General features: G+C 33.5%; 14 protein-coding genes. 13 read left to right on the forward strand and 1 reads right to left on the reverse strand.

Going from position 1 to position 17,967, the window contains the following annotated elements:
* The first annotated feature begins 40 nt into the window (after positions 1-40).
* Both ACP7AT_RS04090 and ACP7AT_RS04095 read left to right on the forward strand, forming a co-directional pair.
* On the forward strand, positions 41-847 hold the full coding sequence (locus ACP7AT_RS04090) for a DUF3822 family protein (protein WP_426063078.1): 807 nt from the start codon (positions 41-43) through the stop codon (positions 845-847).
* Positions 844-1,440: an RsmD family RNA methyltransferase gene (locus ACP7AT_RS04095; protein ID WP_426063079.1), complete on the forward strand. Its 597-nt coding sequence runs from the start codon at positions 844-846 to the stop codon at positions 1,438-1,440. Before ACP7AT_RS04090 ends, ACP7AT_RS04095 begins: the two co-directional genes overlap by 4 nt.
* Before the next feature lie 14 nt (positions 1,441-1,454).
* Here ACP7AT_RS04095 and ACP7AT_RS04100 read toward each other — a convergent pair whose 3' ends face one another.
* The gene (locus ACP7AT_RS04100; RefSeq protein ID WP_426063080.1) at positions 1,455-2,528 is read right to left on the reverse strand and encodes a ketopantoate reductase family protein; all 1,074 of its coding nucleotides are present in this window, start codon (positions 2,526-2,528) and stop codon (positions 1,455-1,457) included.
* Here ACP7AT_RS04100 and uvrA point away from each other — a divergent pair.
* The 11 genes from uvrA (at position 2,518) to ACP7AT_RS04155 (ending at position 17,953) form a co-directional block, all read left to right on the forward strand.
* Positions 2,518-5,349, forward strand: coding sequence for an excinuclease ABC subunit UvrA (gene uvrA, locus ACP7AT_RS04105; RefSeq protein ID WP_426063081.1), 2,832 nt, complete (start codon positions 2,518-2,520; stop codon positions 5,347-5,349). The two genes, ACP7AT_RS04100 and uvrA, sit on opposite strands and share 11 nt — an antisense overlap.
* A gap of 36 nt (positions 5,350-5,385) precedes the next feature.
* A complete protein-coding gene (locus ACP7AT_RS04110) occupies positions 5,386-5,745 on the forward strand; it encodes a cupin domain-containing protein (protein ID WP_426063082.1) in 360 nt (119 codons plus the stop codon).
* 120 nt (positions 5,746-5,865) lie between these two features.
* On the forward strand, positions 5,866-6,594 hold the full coding sequence (locus ACP7AT_RS04115) for a TIGR00730 family Rossman fold protein (protein WP_426063083.1): 729 nt from the start codon (positions 5,866-5,868) through the stop codon (positions 6,592-6,594).
* A gap of 194 nt (positions 6,595-6,788) precedes the next feature.
* Positions 6,789-9,536, forward strand: coding sequence for an aminopeptidase (locus ACP7AT_RS04120; protein WP_426063352.1), 2,748 nt, complete (start codon positions 6,789-6,791; stop codon positions 9,534-9,536).
* A 186-nt stretch (positions 9,537-9,722) separates the two neighbouring features.
* On the forward strand, positions 9,723-12,131 hold the full coding sequence (locus ACP7AT_RS04125) for an alpha-ketoacid dehydrogenase subunit alpha/beta (protein ID WP_426063084.1): 2,409 nt from the start codon (positions 9,723-9,725) through the stop codon (positions 12,129-12,131).
* A 173-nt stretch (positions 12,132-12,304) separates the two neighbouring features.
* Entirely contained in the window at positions 12,305-12,598 is a 294-nt protein-coding gene (locus tag ACP7AT_RS04130) for a putative quinol monooxygenase (protein ID WP_426063085.1), read from the forward strand.
* Between the two features lie 166 nt (positions 12,599-12,764).
* On the forward strand, positions 12,765-13,442 hold the full coding sequence (locus tag ACP7AT_RS04135) for a peptidoglycan DD-metalloendopeptidase family protein (RefSeq protein WP_426063086.1): 678 nt from the start codon (positions 12,765-12,767) through the stop codon (positions 13,440-13,442).
* A gap of 3 nt (positions 13,443-13,445) precedes the next feature.
* The gene (locus ACP7AT_RS04140; RefSeq protein ID WP_426063087.1) at positions 13,446-13,925 is read left to right on the forward strand and encodes a hypothetical protein; all 480 of its coding nucleotides are present in this window, start codon (positions 13,446-13,448) and stop codon (positions 13,923-13,925) included.
* A gap of 401 nt (positions 13,926-14,326) precedes the next feature.
* Positions 14,327-14,875, forward strand: coding sequence for a helix-turn-helix domain-containing protein (locus tag ACP7AT_RS04145; protein WP_426063353.1), 549 nt, complete (start codon positions 14,327-14,329; stop codon positions 14,873-14,875).
* A 133-nt stretch (positions 14,876-15,008) separates the two neighbouring features.
* The gene (locus tag ACP7AT_RS04150) at positions 15,009-17,516 is read left to right on the forward strand and encodes an ATP-binding protein (RefSeq protein WP_426063354.1); all 2,508 of its coding nucleotides are present in this window, start codon (positions 15,009-15,011) and stop codon (positions 17,514-17,516) included.
* Positions 17,516-17,953: a response regulator gene (locus tag ACP7AT_RS04155; protein ID WP_426063088.1), complete on the forward strand. Its 438-nt coding sequence runs from the start codon at positions 17,516-17,518 to the stop codon at positions 17,951-17,953. Before ACP7AT_RS04150 ends, ACP7AT_RS04155 begins: the two co-directional genes overlap by 1 nt.
* The last annotated feature ends 14 nt before the right edge of the window (positions 17,954-17,967 follow it).

Raw genomic sequence — 17,967 nt, forward strand, 5'->3', positions numbered from 1 at the left:
AAATACGTAACTTTGCGTTGTTGAAAAAAGCAATAGTATTATGAACATAGTCGAAAAAAAATATAAAAAACTTTCCATTCAAGTTTCCTTGACAGGACTTTCTTTTTGTTGTTTTGATACGCTGAATAATACGGTAACTTCATTTAACGAAGTGCTTTTTGATAATTTTAATAAAGGCACAAAAACTGAAGATTTGTTTGCCAATGCTTTCAATAATCATCCGGAATTAAAAGACCCTTACGATGAAATCCTGGTGATTCATAATAACAATCTTTCAACTTTTGTTCCGGAACCATTATTTGACGAAAACTTTTTGGGCAGCTATTTACAATACAATACAAAGGTTTTTGAAACGGATTTTTTCGCTTTTGATGAAATTCCAAACTATCAAATGAATGCGGTTTACATTCCGTATGTGAATATCAATAATTTTTTTATTGACCAATTTGGTGCTTTCGATTATAAACATGCCAACAGCATTTTGGTTTCCAAACTTTTAGTTGCTTCCAAAAATAAGGATGAGAAAAAAATGTTTGTCCATATTAATACAGGTCATTTTGAAATCATTGTAGTTCAGAACCAAAAACTACTCCTTTTCAATTCATTTGATTACAATACACCGGAAGATTTCTTATATTACATATTATTCACTGCCGAACAATTAAATTTAAATCCCGAAAACTTCCCACTGGAACTAATCGGAAATATTGATATCGAAAGTGATTATTTTAAAATCACTTACAAATACATTCGCAACGTTTCCCTAATTGATGTGGAAGATTTGCGATGGAACAATTATTTTTCTGAGGCCGAAAACAGAAATCATTTTATACTTTTCAACTCATGAGAATCATTTCAGGAAAATACAAAGGAAGACGCATTTTTCCACCAAAAGGCCTACCAGTTCGCCCCACTACCGACATGTCAAAAGAAGCATTATTCAATGTTTTGAACAATCATTTCAGTTTTGAAGGACTAAAAATATTAGATTTATTCGCAGGAACCGGAAATATCAGTTACGAATTTGCTTCTCGCGGAAGCACGCCGATTACTTCTGTTGACGGTGATTTTGGTTGTGTAAAATTTATCAAGCAAGTGGCTGCCGAATATGATTTTAATATTGCTGCCACAAAGAGTGATGTTTTTATGTATTTAGAAAGATGTAAAACGTCTTACGATATTATTTTTGCGGATCCACCTTATGCTTTGGACCAAAAAACTTTCGAGAAAATCATATTATTAGTTTTTGAAAAAGAATTGTTAAATGAAGACGGAATGATGGTAATCGAACATTCGAAATATACCAAACTGGATCACATGATTCACTTTTCATTCGAAAAAAGTTATGGTGGTTCAATTTTTAGTTTTTTCGAAATAGTTTCTGGTGAAAAAGAAGATACTCAAAACGAAGCAGACCAAAACGACGGTGAAGAAGAATAATTTTAGATCAGTTTTTAAGAAAGCTTCTCCACTATTTTTTTATAGACAGGAGTTGCAATACCATATTTAAAACCTTCATTTACCACATATTTTGTAAGCGAATTCAATTCTGTTTTATGTCCAGCTAATAAATCTCTGTGCATAGATGATGTATTGTCTTGTGGCGATTTTTCAAGTTTGATAATCGTTTGAGCCACAATATCATCGGGCAGCGCTAACCCTTTTGCGACAGCGACAGCAGTGATCTCATCCAACAATGAAATATATTCTGCCTTATTTTCAGGATTATTTAAAATTCCACCAATATTCTGGTTCAAATACGAAGTCGCTGATGCCAACGCTGAAATAAAAATGAATTTTTCCCAAACCGTTTCTTCAATATTTGCAACAAGATAACTATCGACATTGGCATTTTCAAAAATTGATTGTAATTGCGTCAGTATGGAGATTGCTGCTGTTTTGGAACCAAAGAATAGTTTTTCGTAAGAACCAATTTTCTTGATAATTCCCGGCGATTCAATCATCGAAACGATATATACACAACCTTGCAAAATCGTATTTTCAGGAAATAATGTTTGAATGCGTTCCACAGCATCTACACCATTATATAGTGGTAGAATTATGGTCGTTGCCGAAATGCACTTTTTAATAGATCCGAAACTGGTTTCGATATCATAGGTTTTAGTGGCACAAATAAGATAATCGAGTTTCCCTATTTCATCTGGATTATTCGAAACCAAAGTAGGGAAAACAATCATTTCGGTTGTATCAGCAATAATTTTTAAACCGTCGTGGTCTATTGCTTTTTGAGTTTCACCACGGGCAATAAATACAATTTCGATTGCATCTGATTCAAAATAAGCTTTCGCCAATAGTCCGCCAAAATAACCACCCACTCCACCCAATCCTAAAATTCCTATTCTTGTTTTCATAAAAAAAAAGTGTAATGCTCTGCTGTGAATGTCTTGAATGTTTTTCCAAACATCGTCAAAAGTACCAAAATCTTTAACATAAACTTCTAAACTGTTGTACGGAAAGAATAAATCAAAATGGTAACTTTGCTTTTTTGCAAAAATTATGTTAGACAAAGACAATACCATTGAAGTTCAGGGCGCTCGCGTACACAACTTAAAAAATATAGATGTTTCCATTCCACGTGAAAAACTGGTTGTAATAACCGGACTCTCAGGTTCAGGAAAATCCTCCTTAGCTTTTGATACTATTTATGCCGAAGGGCAACGCCGTTATGTAGAAACTTTTTCAGCTTATGCCAGACAGTTTCTTGGTGGATTGGAACGTCCCGATGTGGATAAAATTGATGGACTTTCACCTGTAATTGCTATCGAACAAAAAACCACCAGTAAAAGTCCGCGTTCCACCGTAGGAACGATTACTGAAATTTATGATTTCCTGCGTTTGTTATACGCTCGTGGTGCTGATGCGTACAGTTATAACACCGGCGAAAAAATGGTTTCTTATTCTGATGAGCAAATCAAAGATTTAATTATTCAGGATTTTACCGGCAAACGAATCAATATTCTAGCGCCTGTTATACGTGCTCGAAAAGGACATTATGCGGAACTTTTTCAACAAATCGCCAAGCAAGGTTTCCTTAAAGTTCGTGTAAATGGCGATGTGCTGGATATTACTTTGGGCATGAAATTAGACCGTTATAAAACGCACGACATCGAAATTGTTGTGGATAGAATGGTGATTGAAGACACTGCAGATAATGAAAAACGTTTGACAGAAAGCATCAACACAGCCATGCATCACGGAGAGAATGTATTGATGGTTTTGGACCAGGATTCTAATGAAGTTCGTTTTTTTAGCAGGAATTTAATGTGTCCAAGTACCGGGATTTCCTATCAAAATCCGGAACCCAATTTATTTTCTTTCAATTCCCCAAAAGGTGCTTGTGAGCATTGTAACGGCTTGGGAACGGTAAACGAAATCAACACTAAAAAGATCATTCCAAACCCAAAATTATCTATAAAAGCAGGTGGATTTGCTCCCTTGGGCGAATATAAATCATCTTGGATTTTCAAGCAATTGGAAATCATAGGCGAAAAATATGGTTTTAAATTGACTGATGCCGTAGCAACTATTCCTGAGGAAGCGATGGAAATGATTTTGAATGGTGGGAAGGAAAAATTCACCATAAACTCCAAAGATTTAGGAGTTGCCAGAGAATACAAAATTGATTTTGAAGGGATTTCACATTTCATTAAAAATCAACATGACGAAAGCGGTTCAACCAGCATAAAACGTTGGGCAAAAGAATTTATGGACGAAATAAAATGTCCGGTTTGTAAAGGTTCCCGTTTGAAAAAGGAATCACAGTTCTTTAAAATTAATGAAAAAAATATTACCGAATTGTGCGATATGGACATTTCAGATTTGACTATTTGGTTTAATGATTTAGACAACCATTTATCTGACAAACAAAAGCGTATCGCTACTGAAGTAATCAAAGAGATTAAGGACCGATTGAACTTTTTGATGAATGTAGGTCTGGATTATTTGGCTTTGAGCCGAAGCTCTAAATCCCTTTCAGGTGGTGAAGCGCAACGAATCCGATTGGCTACTCAAATTGGTTCTCAGTTAGTTGGTGTGTTGTATATTCTGGATGAACCAAGTATTGGTTTACACCAAAGAGACAACGAAAAACTAATTCATTCGCTGGAACAATTACGTGATATTGGAAATTCCGTAATTGTAGTGGAACACGATAAAGACATGATTGAACGTGCGGATTATGTGATTGATATTGGACCAAAAGCAGGAAAATATGGCGGTGAAATCATCAGTAAAGGAACACCTGCTGAAATCCTGAAACATCATACTATTACAGCGATGTACATGAATGGCGAAATGAAAATCGAAGTTCCTGCGAAACGTAGGGAAGGAAATGGAAAATTCCTAAAACTGACCGGAGCAACTGGAAACAATCTAAAAAATGTTTCGATAGAATTGCCTTTGGGCAAAATGATTTGTGTGACTGGAGTTTCGGGAAGTGGAAAATCAACTTTGATTAATGAGACGCTCTACCCTATTTTGAACGCGTATTATTTTAATGGTGTTAAAAAACCGCAACCATACAAAAAAATTGAAGGATTGGAACATATCGATAAAGTGATTGATATTGACCAAAGCCCGATTGGTAGAACACCACGAAGTAATCCTGCAACTTATACGGAAGTTTTTACCGAAATCAGAAATCTGTTTACGATGACTTCTGAAAGTATGATTCGGGGATATAAAGCGGGACGATTTAGTTTTAATGTAAAGGGCGGACGTTGCGAAACCTGCGAAGGATCTGGCGTGCGAACGATTGAAATGAACTTTTTACCTGATGTATATGTGGAATGTGAGACTTGTCAAGGGAAGCGTTTTAATAGAGAAACATTGGAGATTCGGTACAAAGGGAAATCAATTTCGGATGTTTTGAATATGACGGTTGATGAAGCGGTTCCATTTTTTGAAATGATTCCGAAGATTTATAGAAAGGTAAAAACCATTCAGGATGTTGGTTTGGGCTATATTACACTGGGGCAACAAAGCACAACGCTTTCCGGTGGTGAAGCACAACGCATTAAACTGGCTGGAGAGTTATCAAAAAAAGATACCGGAAACACGTTTTATATTCTGGATGAACCTACAACGGGACTGCATTTTGAAGACATAAGAGTGTTGATGGAAGTGATTAATAAACTGGTTGACAAAGGGAATACGATATTGATTATCGAACATAACATGGACGTGATTAAACTGGCAGATTATATTATAGACATTGGTCCTGAAGGTGGAAAAGGCGGCGGACAACTGATTGCTAAAGGAACTCCTGAGGAAATTATAAAAAATAAAAAAAGCTATACGGCGCAATTTTTAAAAAAAGAATTACTTTAGTATTACTAAAAAATAAAAAAATAATCTCGGGAAATCATGAATTTAAAAGAAGCGTTTAGTAATGTCGAAAACTACTTTTCACCTAAAATAATTGGCGAAGTTAATGATCAATTTATCAAGGTGGCTAAAATTAAAGGCCAAGATCTGCCATGGCATAATCACGAAAATGAAGATGAATTATTTTACATTGTAGAGGGAGAACTATTAATGGAAATTGAAAACGAGACCAAACTCTCTATGAAAAAAGGAGATTTATTTGTGGTGAAAAAAGGTATAAACCACAGAGTTTCGTCAACTGACGAATGCTTAATTATGCTTATAGAATCAAAAACTACTGAACATACCGGTAAAGTTATCGCTACAATAACAAAGTCAATTGAAGAACAAACGTATTAAATTTACTTAGCCCTGATAGCAATGGAAATCCTTTATTGTTTTTCTTTAAAACAATAAAGATTGAAAAGGATAGCAGGAAATAGCTCCCAAAAAAACAGAAATTAAATTATATTTTTGAATATGAGATTAGAAGATTTTGATAATGACGAAGATAAAGTGATCCAAGATCGTCTAAAAAGAAAAACCTGGAACGAAATAAGAACGAATGACAGTTGGGCGATTTTTAAAATTATGGCCGAATTTGTAAACGGTTACGAAAGTATGGGACGCATTGGTCCTTGTGTGTCTATTTTTGGTTCCGCAAGAACGAAGCCTGAAGATGCTAATTATTTATTGGCTGAAAAAATTGCATACAAAATCAGTAAAGCCGGTTATGGCGTGATTACTGGCGGCGGTCCCGGAATTATGGAAGCCGGAAATAAAGGAGCACATCTTGGCGGAGGAACATCAGTGGGATTGAATATTGAATTGCCTTTTGAGCAGCATTTTAACCCGTATATTGACAGTGATAAAAATCTTAATTTTGATTATTTTTTTGTTCGAAAAGTGATGTTTGTCAAATATTCGCAAGGCTTCGTGGTGATGCCGGGAGGTTTTGGAACTATGGATGAATTGTTTGAAGCGATAACTTTGATTCAGACCAAAAAAATAGCAAAATTCCCAATTATTCTTGTTGGCACCAGCTTTTGGTCGGGATTAATTGATTGGATTAAAACAGTTTTAGTAGAAAAAGAGTGTACTGTAAGTGCTCAAGATTTGAATTTATTTAAAATTGTAGACACTGAAGATGAAGTGGTTGATGTCCTAAATGCCTTTTATAAGAAATACGACTTATCACCAAACTTTTAAAAAAAAATGAAGCTGCCTCAAAACAGCTTCTTTTTTTGCTTAATATTAAGGAACATCAGAGCAAATTTATCTAATTATAAGTATATTTATTTTTTAATAAATAATACCTAATTTTGAAATCATACCTTAAAATAACGATTTATTTCTTTGTTTTATTAACGTCAGCGCATCAATATGCTCAACATCAAAACAAGATGACTGCGGCGCTTGATGCTGATAATAAAACATTGTCATTACAACAAAAAATTATTTTTATAAATCAGTCTGATGATACGTTGTCTTCAATCGTTTTGAATGACTGGAATCATGCTTTTTCCACTAAAAACACACCGCTTGCCAAACGATTTTCTGACGAATTTTACAGGGGTTTTCATTTAGCCAAAGAAGAAGAACGCGGCAGCACGATAAATTTAATTATCAACGATGCGTCCCAGCAGTTTTTATCTTGGCAACGACCAGACAAAAATCCTGATTATATCGTGGTACAATTAAAGGAGCAATTACTTCCAAATCAGAAAATTACTTTGCATCTTTCATACATCTCAAAAATCCCAAGCGATAAATTTACAAAACACGGTTACAGTAACAATGGTAGTTTTAATCTTAAAAACTGGTACCTGACTCCTGCAAGATACGAAAACCATACTTTTATAAAAAACAGCAATAATAATCTGGAGGATATTGCAAATGCTGTTTCTGATTACGAAGTTGACCTTACACTTCCGGCAACTTTAGAAGCAATATCAGATTTAAACAGTGTTAAGACAACTGGAAAAGATGATTTTTTACATTACAGATTGTCGGGAAATAATAGAACTGATTTTAGTCTGATTATTGAACCTAAATCTAATTTTGAGAGTTATAGAAACAGTTCAGTTGAAGTGCTGACTGACTTGAAAAACAAAAAAGTAGACAACATTGAAAAAGCAATTATAATTGACCGAATTGTAAATTACGCTAATAATTTGATTGGGAAATATCCGTACGAAAAAATTGTAGTTTCCCAGACGGATTATGAAAAAAATCCTTTTTATGGATTAAATCAACTTCCATCATTTATAAGTCCGTTTCCGGACGAATTTATTTTTGAAATTAAGTTTTTGAAAACTTATTTAAACGAATATCTAAAGACGAGTTTGCATCTGGATCCGAGAAAAGACAATTGGATTTACGATGGAATTCAAGTCTATGCGATGATGAAATATATCGATGAAAATCACCCGAAAACTAAAATGATGGGAAGTGCCTCTAACATCCGATTGCTTAAAAGTTTCAATCTGACCAATATTGATTTTAACGGTCAGTACAGCTATTTTTACATGCTGATGGCACGGAAAAATCTAGACCAGCCATTAGGAGCTCCAAAGAATACTTTAATCAAGTTTAACGAACAAATTGCCAGTAAATACCGGGCAGGATTAAGCATTCGTTTTCTGGATGATTATTTACAAAACGATGCTGTAATTACAAGTATACAAGAATTTTATCAAAAAAATAATCGCACACAAGTATCGAGATATGATTTTGAAACTGTATTAAAATCAAAAACCACTAAAGATATTAGTTGGTTTTTTAAAACCATTATCGATTCCAGAGACATTATTGATTATAAATTTTCAAGCGTTACAAAAACTAAAGACAGCATTACTTTTTCAGTTAAAAACCGAACAGGAGCGCCAATTCCTATTCCGGTTTATGGCACAAAAAAAGGAGCGATCGTTTTTAAACAATGGCTCGATATTGAAGAATGCGACAGCACATTTACAATTCCCAGAAACAGTATTGATAAGATTATTTTAAATCTAAAAAATGAAGTCCCAGAATACAACTTAAGAAATAATTGGAAGAAATTAGAAGGTTTTTTTCCTAACAATCGTCCGGTTAAATTTGTATTCATGAAAGACTTGGAAGACCCGTATTATAATCAAATTTTGTACGTTCCCTCCATTTATTACAACTTGTACGACGGTTTGACTCCCGGACTGCGACTCCACAATAAAACCATTCTTGAAAAGCCTTTTATTTTTGACGTCAACCCCTCCTACTCCACTAAATCGAATAATTTATCCGGTTCGGCCGTTTTTGTAGTCAATCAAAATTTTAGAAAAAGCAATCTTTACAATGCCCGATATTCTATAAGCGGCTCCTATTTTCATTACGCCGAAGATGCCGCCTATTTTAGATTGAATCCGGCCGTACAATTACGAATTAGGGAGCCAAATTTCAGAGATAATAGGAAACAACTTTTCTTATTCCGACAAGTGATTGTAAATAAGGAAAAAAGCGCTTTGGTGCTTGACAACTCACCAGAAAATTATTCGGTATTTGATGTGAGATATATCAATACAAAAACGGAGGTTACCAATCATTTTAATTTTACATCCGATTTACAAATTTCGGGGAAATTCGGGAAAATTACGGGTGAAATTGAATACCGAAAACTATTTGAAGATAACCGCCAAATTAATCTTCGTTTTTACACAGGGAGTTTTTTATATAATAAAACACAATCGGATTTTTTCAGTTTTGCATTGGACAGACCCACAGATTATCTTTTTGATTACAATTATTTTGGAAGATCAGAAAGCACGGGGCTTTACAGTCAACAATATGTATTGGCAGAAGGCGGTTTTAAGTCCAAAATTGCTACTCCTTTTGCCAATCGATGGATTACCAGCTTCAATGCGAGTTATAGTATATGGAACTGGATTGAGGTCTATGGCGATATTGGTTTTATCAAAAATAAAGACGTGAAACAGCGATTTGTTTACGACAGTGGAATTCGCCTAAATCTGGTTACAGACTATTTTGAATTGTATTTTCCGGTCTATTCAAACAATGGATGGGAAATTGCGCAAGATAATTACAATGAAAAAATACGTTTTATTGTAACTTTTTCGCCTAAAACATTAATCAATCTTTTTAATCGAAAATGGTTCTAATCCAATATAATTATCATTATTTATTAAAGTATTCTTAGATATTAAATAATAAAATTATATATAATGAAAAAATAAAGTTCTTTTTATTAGAATAAATTGCAAAAATTAAATTCTATTTTTTTCAATGTATTATGAAAATACGTTGTTTTTAAGTAAATTTGGCATTTAAAGTTATACTTTTCAATTATGATAAAAGAAAAAACCAATACTACATTGACGATTGAAGATTTCAAAATCGAAGTTTTAAAGGACTATACCACGGCCATGATAAGCCGAGAATGTAGCCTGTTAGGACGCAAGGAAGTATTAACTGGAAAAGCCAAGTTTGGTATTTTTGGTGATGGAAAAGAAGTTCCGCAACTTGCAATGGCAAAAGCGTTTCAAAACGGTGATTTCCGTTCCGGATATTATCGCGATCAAACTTTTATGATGGCCATTGGTGAACTTACTATTCAACAATTCTTTGCCGGATTATACGGCCATACTGATATTGAACAAGATCCGATGTCAGGAGGAAGACAAATGGGAGGTCACTTTGCCACTCATAGTTTAAACAAAGATGGTTCTTGGAAAAATTTAACAAAACAAAAAAATTCAAGTGCTGATATTTCTCCTACAGCAGGACAAATGCCAAGATTACTAGGTCTTGCCCAAGCATCAAAAATATACAGACAAGTTTCAGGAATACCAAATGCTTCTAATTTTTCTGTTGAAGGAAATGAAATTGCGTGGGGAACTATAGGAAATGCAAGTACCTCTGAAGGCTTGTTTTTTGAAACCATAAATGCTGCAGGTGTCTTACAAGTGCCAATGGTAATGAGCGTTTGGGATGATGAATACGGTATTTCTGTTCATGCCAGACACCAAACAACAAAAGAAAACATATCAGAAATATTAAAAGGATATCAAAGAGAAGACAACACGAATGGTTTTGAAATTCTAAGAGTAAAAGGTTGGGATTACGCGGACTTAATTGCCACGTATGAAAAAGCCGCTACTATTGCCAGAGAAAATCACGTTCCTGTTTTAATTCACGTCAATGAACTGACGCAACCACAAGGACATTCCAGTTCCGGTTCGCATGAAAGATACAAAAACGCAGACCGATTAGCTTGGGAACGAGATTTTGATTGTATTCGTCAAATGAAATTATGGATGATTGCCATTAATATTGCATCACCGGAAGAACTCGAAGCTATTGATGCACAAGCAAAAAAAGATGTTTTAGAAGGCAAAAAAGCCGCTTGGAATGCCTTTATAGAACCTATTGTTGAAGAGCAAAAAGAACTGGTTGCATTATTGCAAAAAATAGCTGATTCCAGTTCAAATAAAGCAATAATATTAAAATTTATTGCTGATTTAAGCGAAATCAAATCTCCTTTAAAAAAAGAAATTTTGGTCACTGCCCGAAAATTATTGCGTTTAATTCAAAATGAATCTGGTAAAGAAGAACTTTCGCAGTGGATTACAGCATACATCGCTAAAACACAACAGAATTTTAGCAGTAATTTATTTTCTGAAACTGATTTAAATGTTTTTTCTGTTGAGGAAGTATTGCCAATTTACCATGAAGATGCTAAAGAAGACACGGATGGCCGAATGATTCTGCGTGATAATTTTGATGCCATTTTTACAAAATACCCTGAAACATTAATTTTTGGTGAAGATGCCGGAGCCATTGGGGATGTGAATCAAGGTTTAGAAGGAATACAGGAAAAATACGGAGAGTTACGCGTTGCCGATGTTGGAATTCGTGAAGCTACTATATTAGGACAAGGAATTGGATTGGCGCTAAGAGGCTTACGTCCCATTGCCGAAATTCAATATTTAGATTATTTATTGTATGCTATCCAAATCATGAGTGATGACTTAGCTACATTGCGATACAGAACAGTAGGCAAACAAAAAGCACCTCTTATTATACGTACTCGTGGCCACCGTTTAGAAGGCATCTGGCACTCAGGTTCTCCTATGGGAATGATTATAAATGCCATCAGAGGAATTCACGTTTTGGTTCCAAGAAATATGACACAAGCAGCTGGTTTTTATAACAGTTTGTTAGAATGTGACGAACCTGCTTTAGTAATCGAATGTTTGAATGGCTATCGATTGAAAGAAAAAATGCCGATGAATTATGGCGAATTCAAAACTCCAATCGGAGTGGTGGAAACGTTGAAACAAGGTTCTGATATTACATTGGTTTCTTATGGTTCAACTTTACGATTGGTTCAGCAAGCTGCCAAAGAACTGCTTGAAGTTGGAATTGACTGCGAAATTATCGATTTACAATCCTTACTTCCATTTGATATCAATCAAGATGTTGTAAAAAGTATTGCTAAAACAAATCGTCTGTTAGTAATTGATGAAGATGTTCCTGGAGGCGCTTCGGCTTATATTTTGCAACAAATAATTGAGCAACAAGATGCTTATCATCATTTAGACAGTAAGCCACAAACCTTGACAGCAAAAGCTCACAGACCGGCTTACGGTACAGATGGAGATTATTTCTCTAAACCTTCTGCTGAAGATATTTTTGAGAAAGTATACGAAATGATGAATGAAGTAAATCCATCAAAATATCCAAGTTTATATTAAAATAAATATTTTCTAAGTTATAAATCCTAATCGGCAACGGTTAGGATTGTTTTTTTATGTTCGTTTGGGTTTTAAATAAAAGTGGTTTTAAAAAAATAAGTAACTGAACAAAAGTTAAACTCGATAGATATAAAAACGATTAGTATTACCTTTATTCTCTAAAAAAAATAATTATGGAAAAATATGCACTACTAGCTCGATTAGAAGCTAAAGCTGGAAAAGAAGAAGAAGTTGCAGCATTTTTAAAAAGCGCTTTACCTTTAGTATTAGATGAACCAGAAACAGTAAAGTGGTACGGATGGCAAATAGGAACATCTACTTTTGGCATTTTTGATACTTTCGAAACTGAAGAAGGTAGAAAAGCGCATCTTGCTGGTAAAATTGCAGAAGCGTTGATGACTAATGCCGGAACACTTCTGTCACAAGATCCGATTATAGAGTTTGTTGAATTACTAGCAGTAAAATAAAGATTCTAGACACTCTATTCATAACAAAAAATTGTTTTTAAAATCAAAAAATTACGTATTCTTAAATCTCTAGGGGCATAATTTTAAATTAAAGGTATAATGCCAACGTAAAATTTTTATGTTGGCATTTTTTATTTAATTTTAGTGTTTTAAAAATTTATAAAACATGAAACGATTAGAAACCATCTTACACGGCATTGAAAATGTTAAAGTGATAGATGACAGAATTGAGTACAATCAGTACATCCCTTTGGATTTATCCATTACAAATGAAGCTTTTAACAAAAACAAGATCGATAATTCAACCGATTTTGAAAAATATATAGAAAGCTATTTAACAGAAAATGACGCAAAAGTTGCTTACGGCGGCTACAATGAAATTAGAAATTTGTATCAAAGAAGTGAAATTTTCAACGATTCAAAAACGGAAGAACGCAACATTCATATCGGTTTAGATTTATGGATTAAAGCAGGAACACCTGTTCTGGCAGCAATTGACGGATTTATTCACAGTTTTAATTACAATACTGGCGTGGGCGATTATGGTCCTACAATAATTTTAGAACACAAAATTGAAGACCATAAATTTTACACTTTATACGGTCATTTATCGTTAGAAAGTATCAGTGACATCAAAATTGGAGATGTTTATGAAAAAGGGCAACAAATAGCCACTTTGGGTGATGCTGCGGTAAATGGGGATTATGCACCTCATTTGCATTTTCAAATTATAAAAGAAATTTCGAATACCTTTGGGGACTATCCCGGCGTTTGCAGTGAAAATAATCTGAAACATTATTTAGAGAACTGTCCGGACCCCAATATCTTATTAAAAATAAAATAAATCATGAAAAAATTAATTATTGTTTTGAGTATTTTTTTGCTCATTGGCTGTAAATCAAAAAATATTGTAGCTTCACCAGCAGAGCCAGAAGTATTTAAAATTGAGAAACTTACATTATCTGAAATTAGTGAAAGTCAAAAGAGTAAAGCTTATGAGCTTGGCAAAAGAGTTTTGATGACTTGCAATACATCTAAATTCAAACCATTCACATTAAACGAAGCAACCCCTTCTGTTATTAAAAACACTACTGAGGAAAGACTGACAAAAACTTGCACTCGTTTTCGTCAATTCTACGGTACATTTATCGACCTTCAATTGGTTGAAGCATACAGAAATAATTTTGACAAGTCAACGGTGTTTCGTTACAAAGGTTTGTATTCAAAAAAAGTAGCAAACAAAGAACTCCGCGTTACAATGAATTCAGAAAATAAAGTATCCTCCATCAAGTCATTAGATTGGGTTAACTCTTTTCCTCTAAATTAATTTTAAGTTGAATTTCTCTTTTCTAATTAAGAAATCTTGCTTCACAGTTGCTTCCACAAATCTAAAATAAGATCGAGTCAAAGATTATTTTTAGTGTTATTTTTTTAATTAGTAAAATGGTATTTATTACAAACACATTTGATTTAGAGTCAAATTAACAATAGTAATTAAACAAGCATTTAAAATAATTATGTAACAAAAATCAAATTTCGGCAATTATCTTTAATTTTAAATTATTACTAAAAGTAAATTTAAAGAAATGCCTTCCAAATAAGTTAAATTGGCTGAACAAGAATAAATTTTATAACATATTTGTTAAATTTTATAATGTACCTTTAGCATGAAAAGCTATTTTTGTTCAAACTGTAAAATAAAAATATTTGAAACTGTACATAAAATACATGGTAAGTAATCGCTGTAAAATGGCGGTTAAAGAAGAGTTGAAAAAGCTTAAACTTCACTTTATAGTTGTTGAATTAGGAGAGGTCGAGATCATGGAAAATATTTCTATGGATCAAAGACAACTCTTAAAGGCGGCTCTTTTGGATTCAGGACTTGAATTGATGGATGATAAAAAATCGATGCTAATCGAAAAAATTAAAAATGTAATTATACAAATGGTGCATCATACGGTTGAACCTATTAAAATTAATTTTTCGGATTATTTGAGTCAACAATTAAATCATGATTACACCTACTTGTCTAACTTATTTTCGGAAGTGCAAGGAACTACAATTGAACAATTTATAATTTCCCACAAAACAGAACGTATAAAAGAGTTAATTATTTACGGAGAATTAAATATCACGGAAATTGCCTGGAAAATGAATTACAGCAGTGTCGCTCATTTATCCAGTCAATTTAAAAAAGTGACTGGTCTTTCCCCTTCTCATTTTAAACAGTTAAAAGACAAAAGGCGCAACCCAATTGAGGAAATTGGCAAGCCATAAGATTTAATTAAACCAATTTTTTCAAAAAATTTAATAAAAAATAGAAATCATAAATAATCAGATATCAAAATATGCAAGAAGTCTAATTGAAGCCATTTTAGACCCTACAATCTCAATTGATATTGCGGGGAAAATCACGGACGTAAATGAGGCAACGGTAAATATTACGGGTATCAGTCGTGACTGCTTAATTGGCACTGACTATTTTGATTATTTTACCGAACCCCAAAAAGCAAAGGATGTTTTTCAAGAAGCCTTTACCAATGGAGTCGTAGTTGATTCTACTCTAACGCTACATCACAAAAAGGGTAAATTAACAAATATACTGTTCAACGGAACTATGTTTAGAGATGATCAAGGAAATCCATCAGGAGTGATTGTAGTATCTCGAAATATAGCCGAGCAAAAATGGGCATTGGATTTGAAAATCGCAAATAGAGAACTCGCGCATCAAAATAAAGTAAAAGAAAAACGCGCAGCGGAGTTAGTGATTGCCAACAAAGAATTGGCGTACCAAAACGAGGAAAAAGAAAAACGCGCTGCTGAATTAGTGATTACTAACGAAGAGTTACTATTTCAAAATAAAGAAAATAAAAAAAGGGAAATTGTCAATAAAGAACTTACAGAAATTAATAATTCTGCAAAATTAGCTTCGCAATATTCTCTAAGTCTGATTGAAGCAAGCCAAGATCCACTGGTTACCATAAATACCAAAGGAAAAATTACCGATATGAACGAAGCATTGGTAAATATCACAGGTATGACGAGAGAGGAACTTACTGACTCTGATTTTTTTGATTATTTTACCCAGCAACAAAAAGCTAGAGAAGTATATCAAGAAGTATTTGAAAAGGGATCTGTTGCTGATTCTCCGCTAACCATTCGTCACAAAGACGGCAAATTAACCGATGTCTTATTTAACGGTTCCGTCTATAAAGATTATCAAGGAAATGTTATTGGTGTTGTAATTGTTGCTCGAGATGTGACGGAACAAAAGAGAATTGCGAACGAACTGATTGAGGCACGTGTTTTTGCCGAATTAGCCACAGAAATAGCTGAAGAAGCAAAGAAAAGCGCCGAAAGTGCTACCATTATAGCTGAAAATGCAGTAAAAGCTAAGCAACAATTTTTGTCGAATATGAGCCATGAAATTCGTACGCCGATGAATGCTATCATTGGTTTTACAAAAGTGGTACTAAAAACAGAATTGAGCTGCAAACAAAAAGAGTATTTAGATGCTATTAAAATGAGTGGTGATGCATTAATCGTACTAATAAACGATATTTTGGACTTAGCAAAAGTAGATTCCGGAAAGATGACTTTTGAGAAAACTCCGTTCAAAATGAAAACGTCTGTATTTGCAATGCTTCACTTATTTGAAACCAAAATACAGGAAAAAAACTTAAAATTAGTTACAGAATATGACAATAAAATTCCTGCTGTACTTTTGGGTGATTCGATTCGTTTACACCAAATCATTTTAAATTTGGTCAGTAATGCCATTAAATTTACATCAAAAGGAAACATTACCGTAAGTGTAAATTTGATACATGAAGACAATGATAAAGCGATTATTGAATTTGCCATAACTGATGATGGAATTGGAGTTGCTGAAAATAAAATAGGAAAAATATTTGAAAATTTTCAACAAGCTTCTAGCGGAACTAGTAGACTTTATGGAGGAACAGGATTAGGTTTAGCGATAGTAAAGCAACTGATAGAACAGCAAGGTGGAACCATTCGTGTAAAAAGCACAATTGGTATTGGCTCTACATTTAGTTTTACTTTAAGTTTTCAAAAAACAAGTTCTGATGCTGAACTAGGCCATGAAGACATCGAACTGGGTACAAAATTAAAAAATATAAAAGTTTTAGTAGTTGAAGATATTCCTTTGAATCAATTGCTAATGAAAACATTGCTAGATGATTTTGGATTTATTTGGGACATTGCCGAAAATGGTAAAGTAGCGATTGAAAAACTAAAGAAAAACGTCTACGATATTATTTTGATGGACTTACAAATGCCAGAAATGAATGGATTTGAAGCTACAGAATACATTCGCAACACAATGAATTCAAAAATACCAATCATTGCGTTAACTGCTGATGTGACCACCGTCGATTTGGCCAAATGCAAAGTTGTGGGGATGAACGATTATCTTGCAAAACCTGTTGACGAAAGATTGTTACACAGTAAAATAATAGGCCTCTTAAAAAAGCCAAAACATGCCAAACTCAAAGAAACATTAGAAAAGGAAGAAGAAGGGACTACAGCAAAAAAAATAAAATATATTGACCTAGTATATTTAAATGAAAGAACAAAATCGAATCCTACGCTAATGATGGAAATGATATCTCTTTACCTAGAACAAACACCCCCTTTAATACATACTATTAAACAAAGTTTAGCACAAAAAAATTGGACTTTATTAGGAGCAGCAGCACACAAAATGATTCCATCTTTTGCAATAATGGGGATGAGTGTTGATTTTGAAAACATGGCAAAAAAAATCCAAGATTTCGCAATAGTAGAACAAAAAACAGATGGAATTGCTACTTTGGTGTTAGAACTAGAAAAAATTTGTTTACAAGCATGTATTGAATTACAAGAAGAATTTAACATAATTAAAAATACTATTTAATGAATAATAACAATGATAAAATAAAAATATTTCTTGTGGATGATGATGCATTATTTTTAAAATCGTTAGAAATTGAATTCTTAGAAAATGCTGATTTTATAGTAGAAACTTATCCTACGGGAGAACTCTGCATATCTAATTTATCTCACAGTCCAGATGTGGTAATATTAGATTATCAATTGGACGGTATTGTAGAAAACGCCATGAACGGACTAGAAACTTTGGATAAAGTAAAGGCTTTTAATCCAGAAATTCCAGTTGTAATGCTATCTTCTCAAGATAAAATTGAAGTGGCTATAAATTGTATGCACCACAAAGCATTTGATTATGTAGTAAAAAGTGAAACTGCTTTTGTTCGTCTGCAAAAAATAATTACGGCTATTTTTAAATATCAAAAAATGGAAAAAGAATTAAATTGGTACATGGATCGTATGTAATCCGTTTTCCAATG

The sequence above is a fragment of the Flavobacterium sp. DSP2-3-1 genome, assembly GCF_049896865.1.
GTDB lineage: Bacteria > Bacteroidota > Bacteroidia > Flavobacteriales > Flavobacteriaceae > Flavobacterium.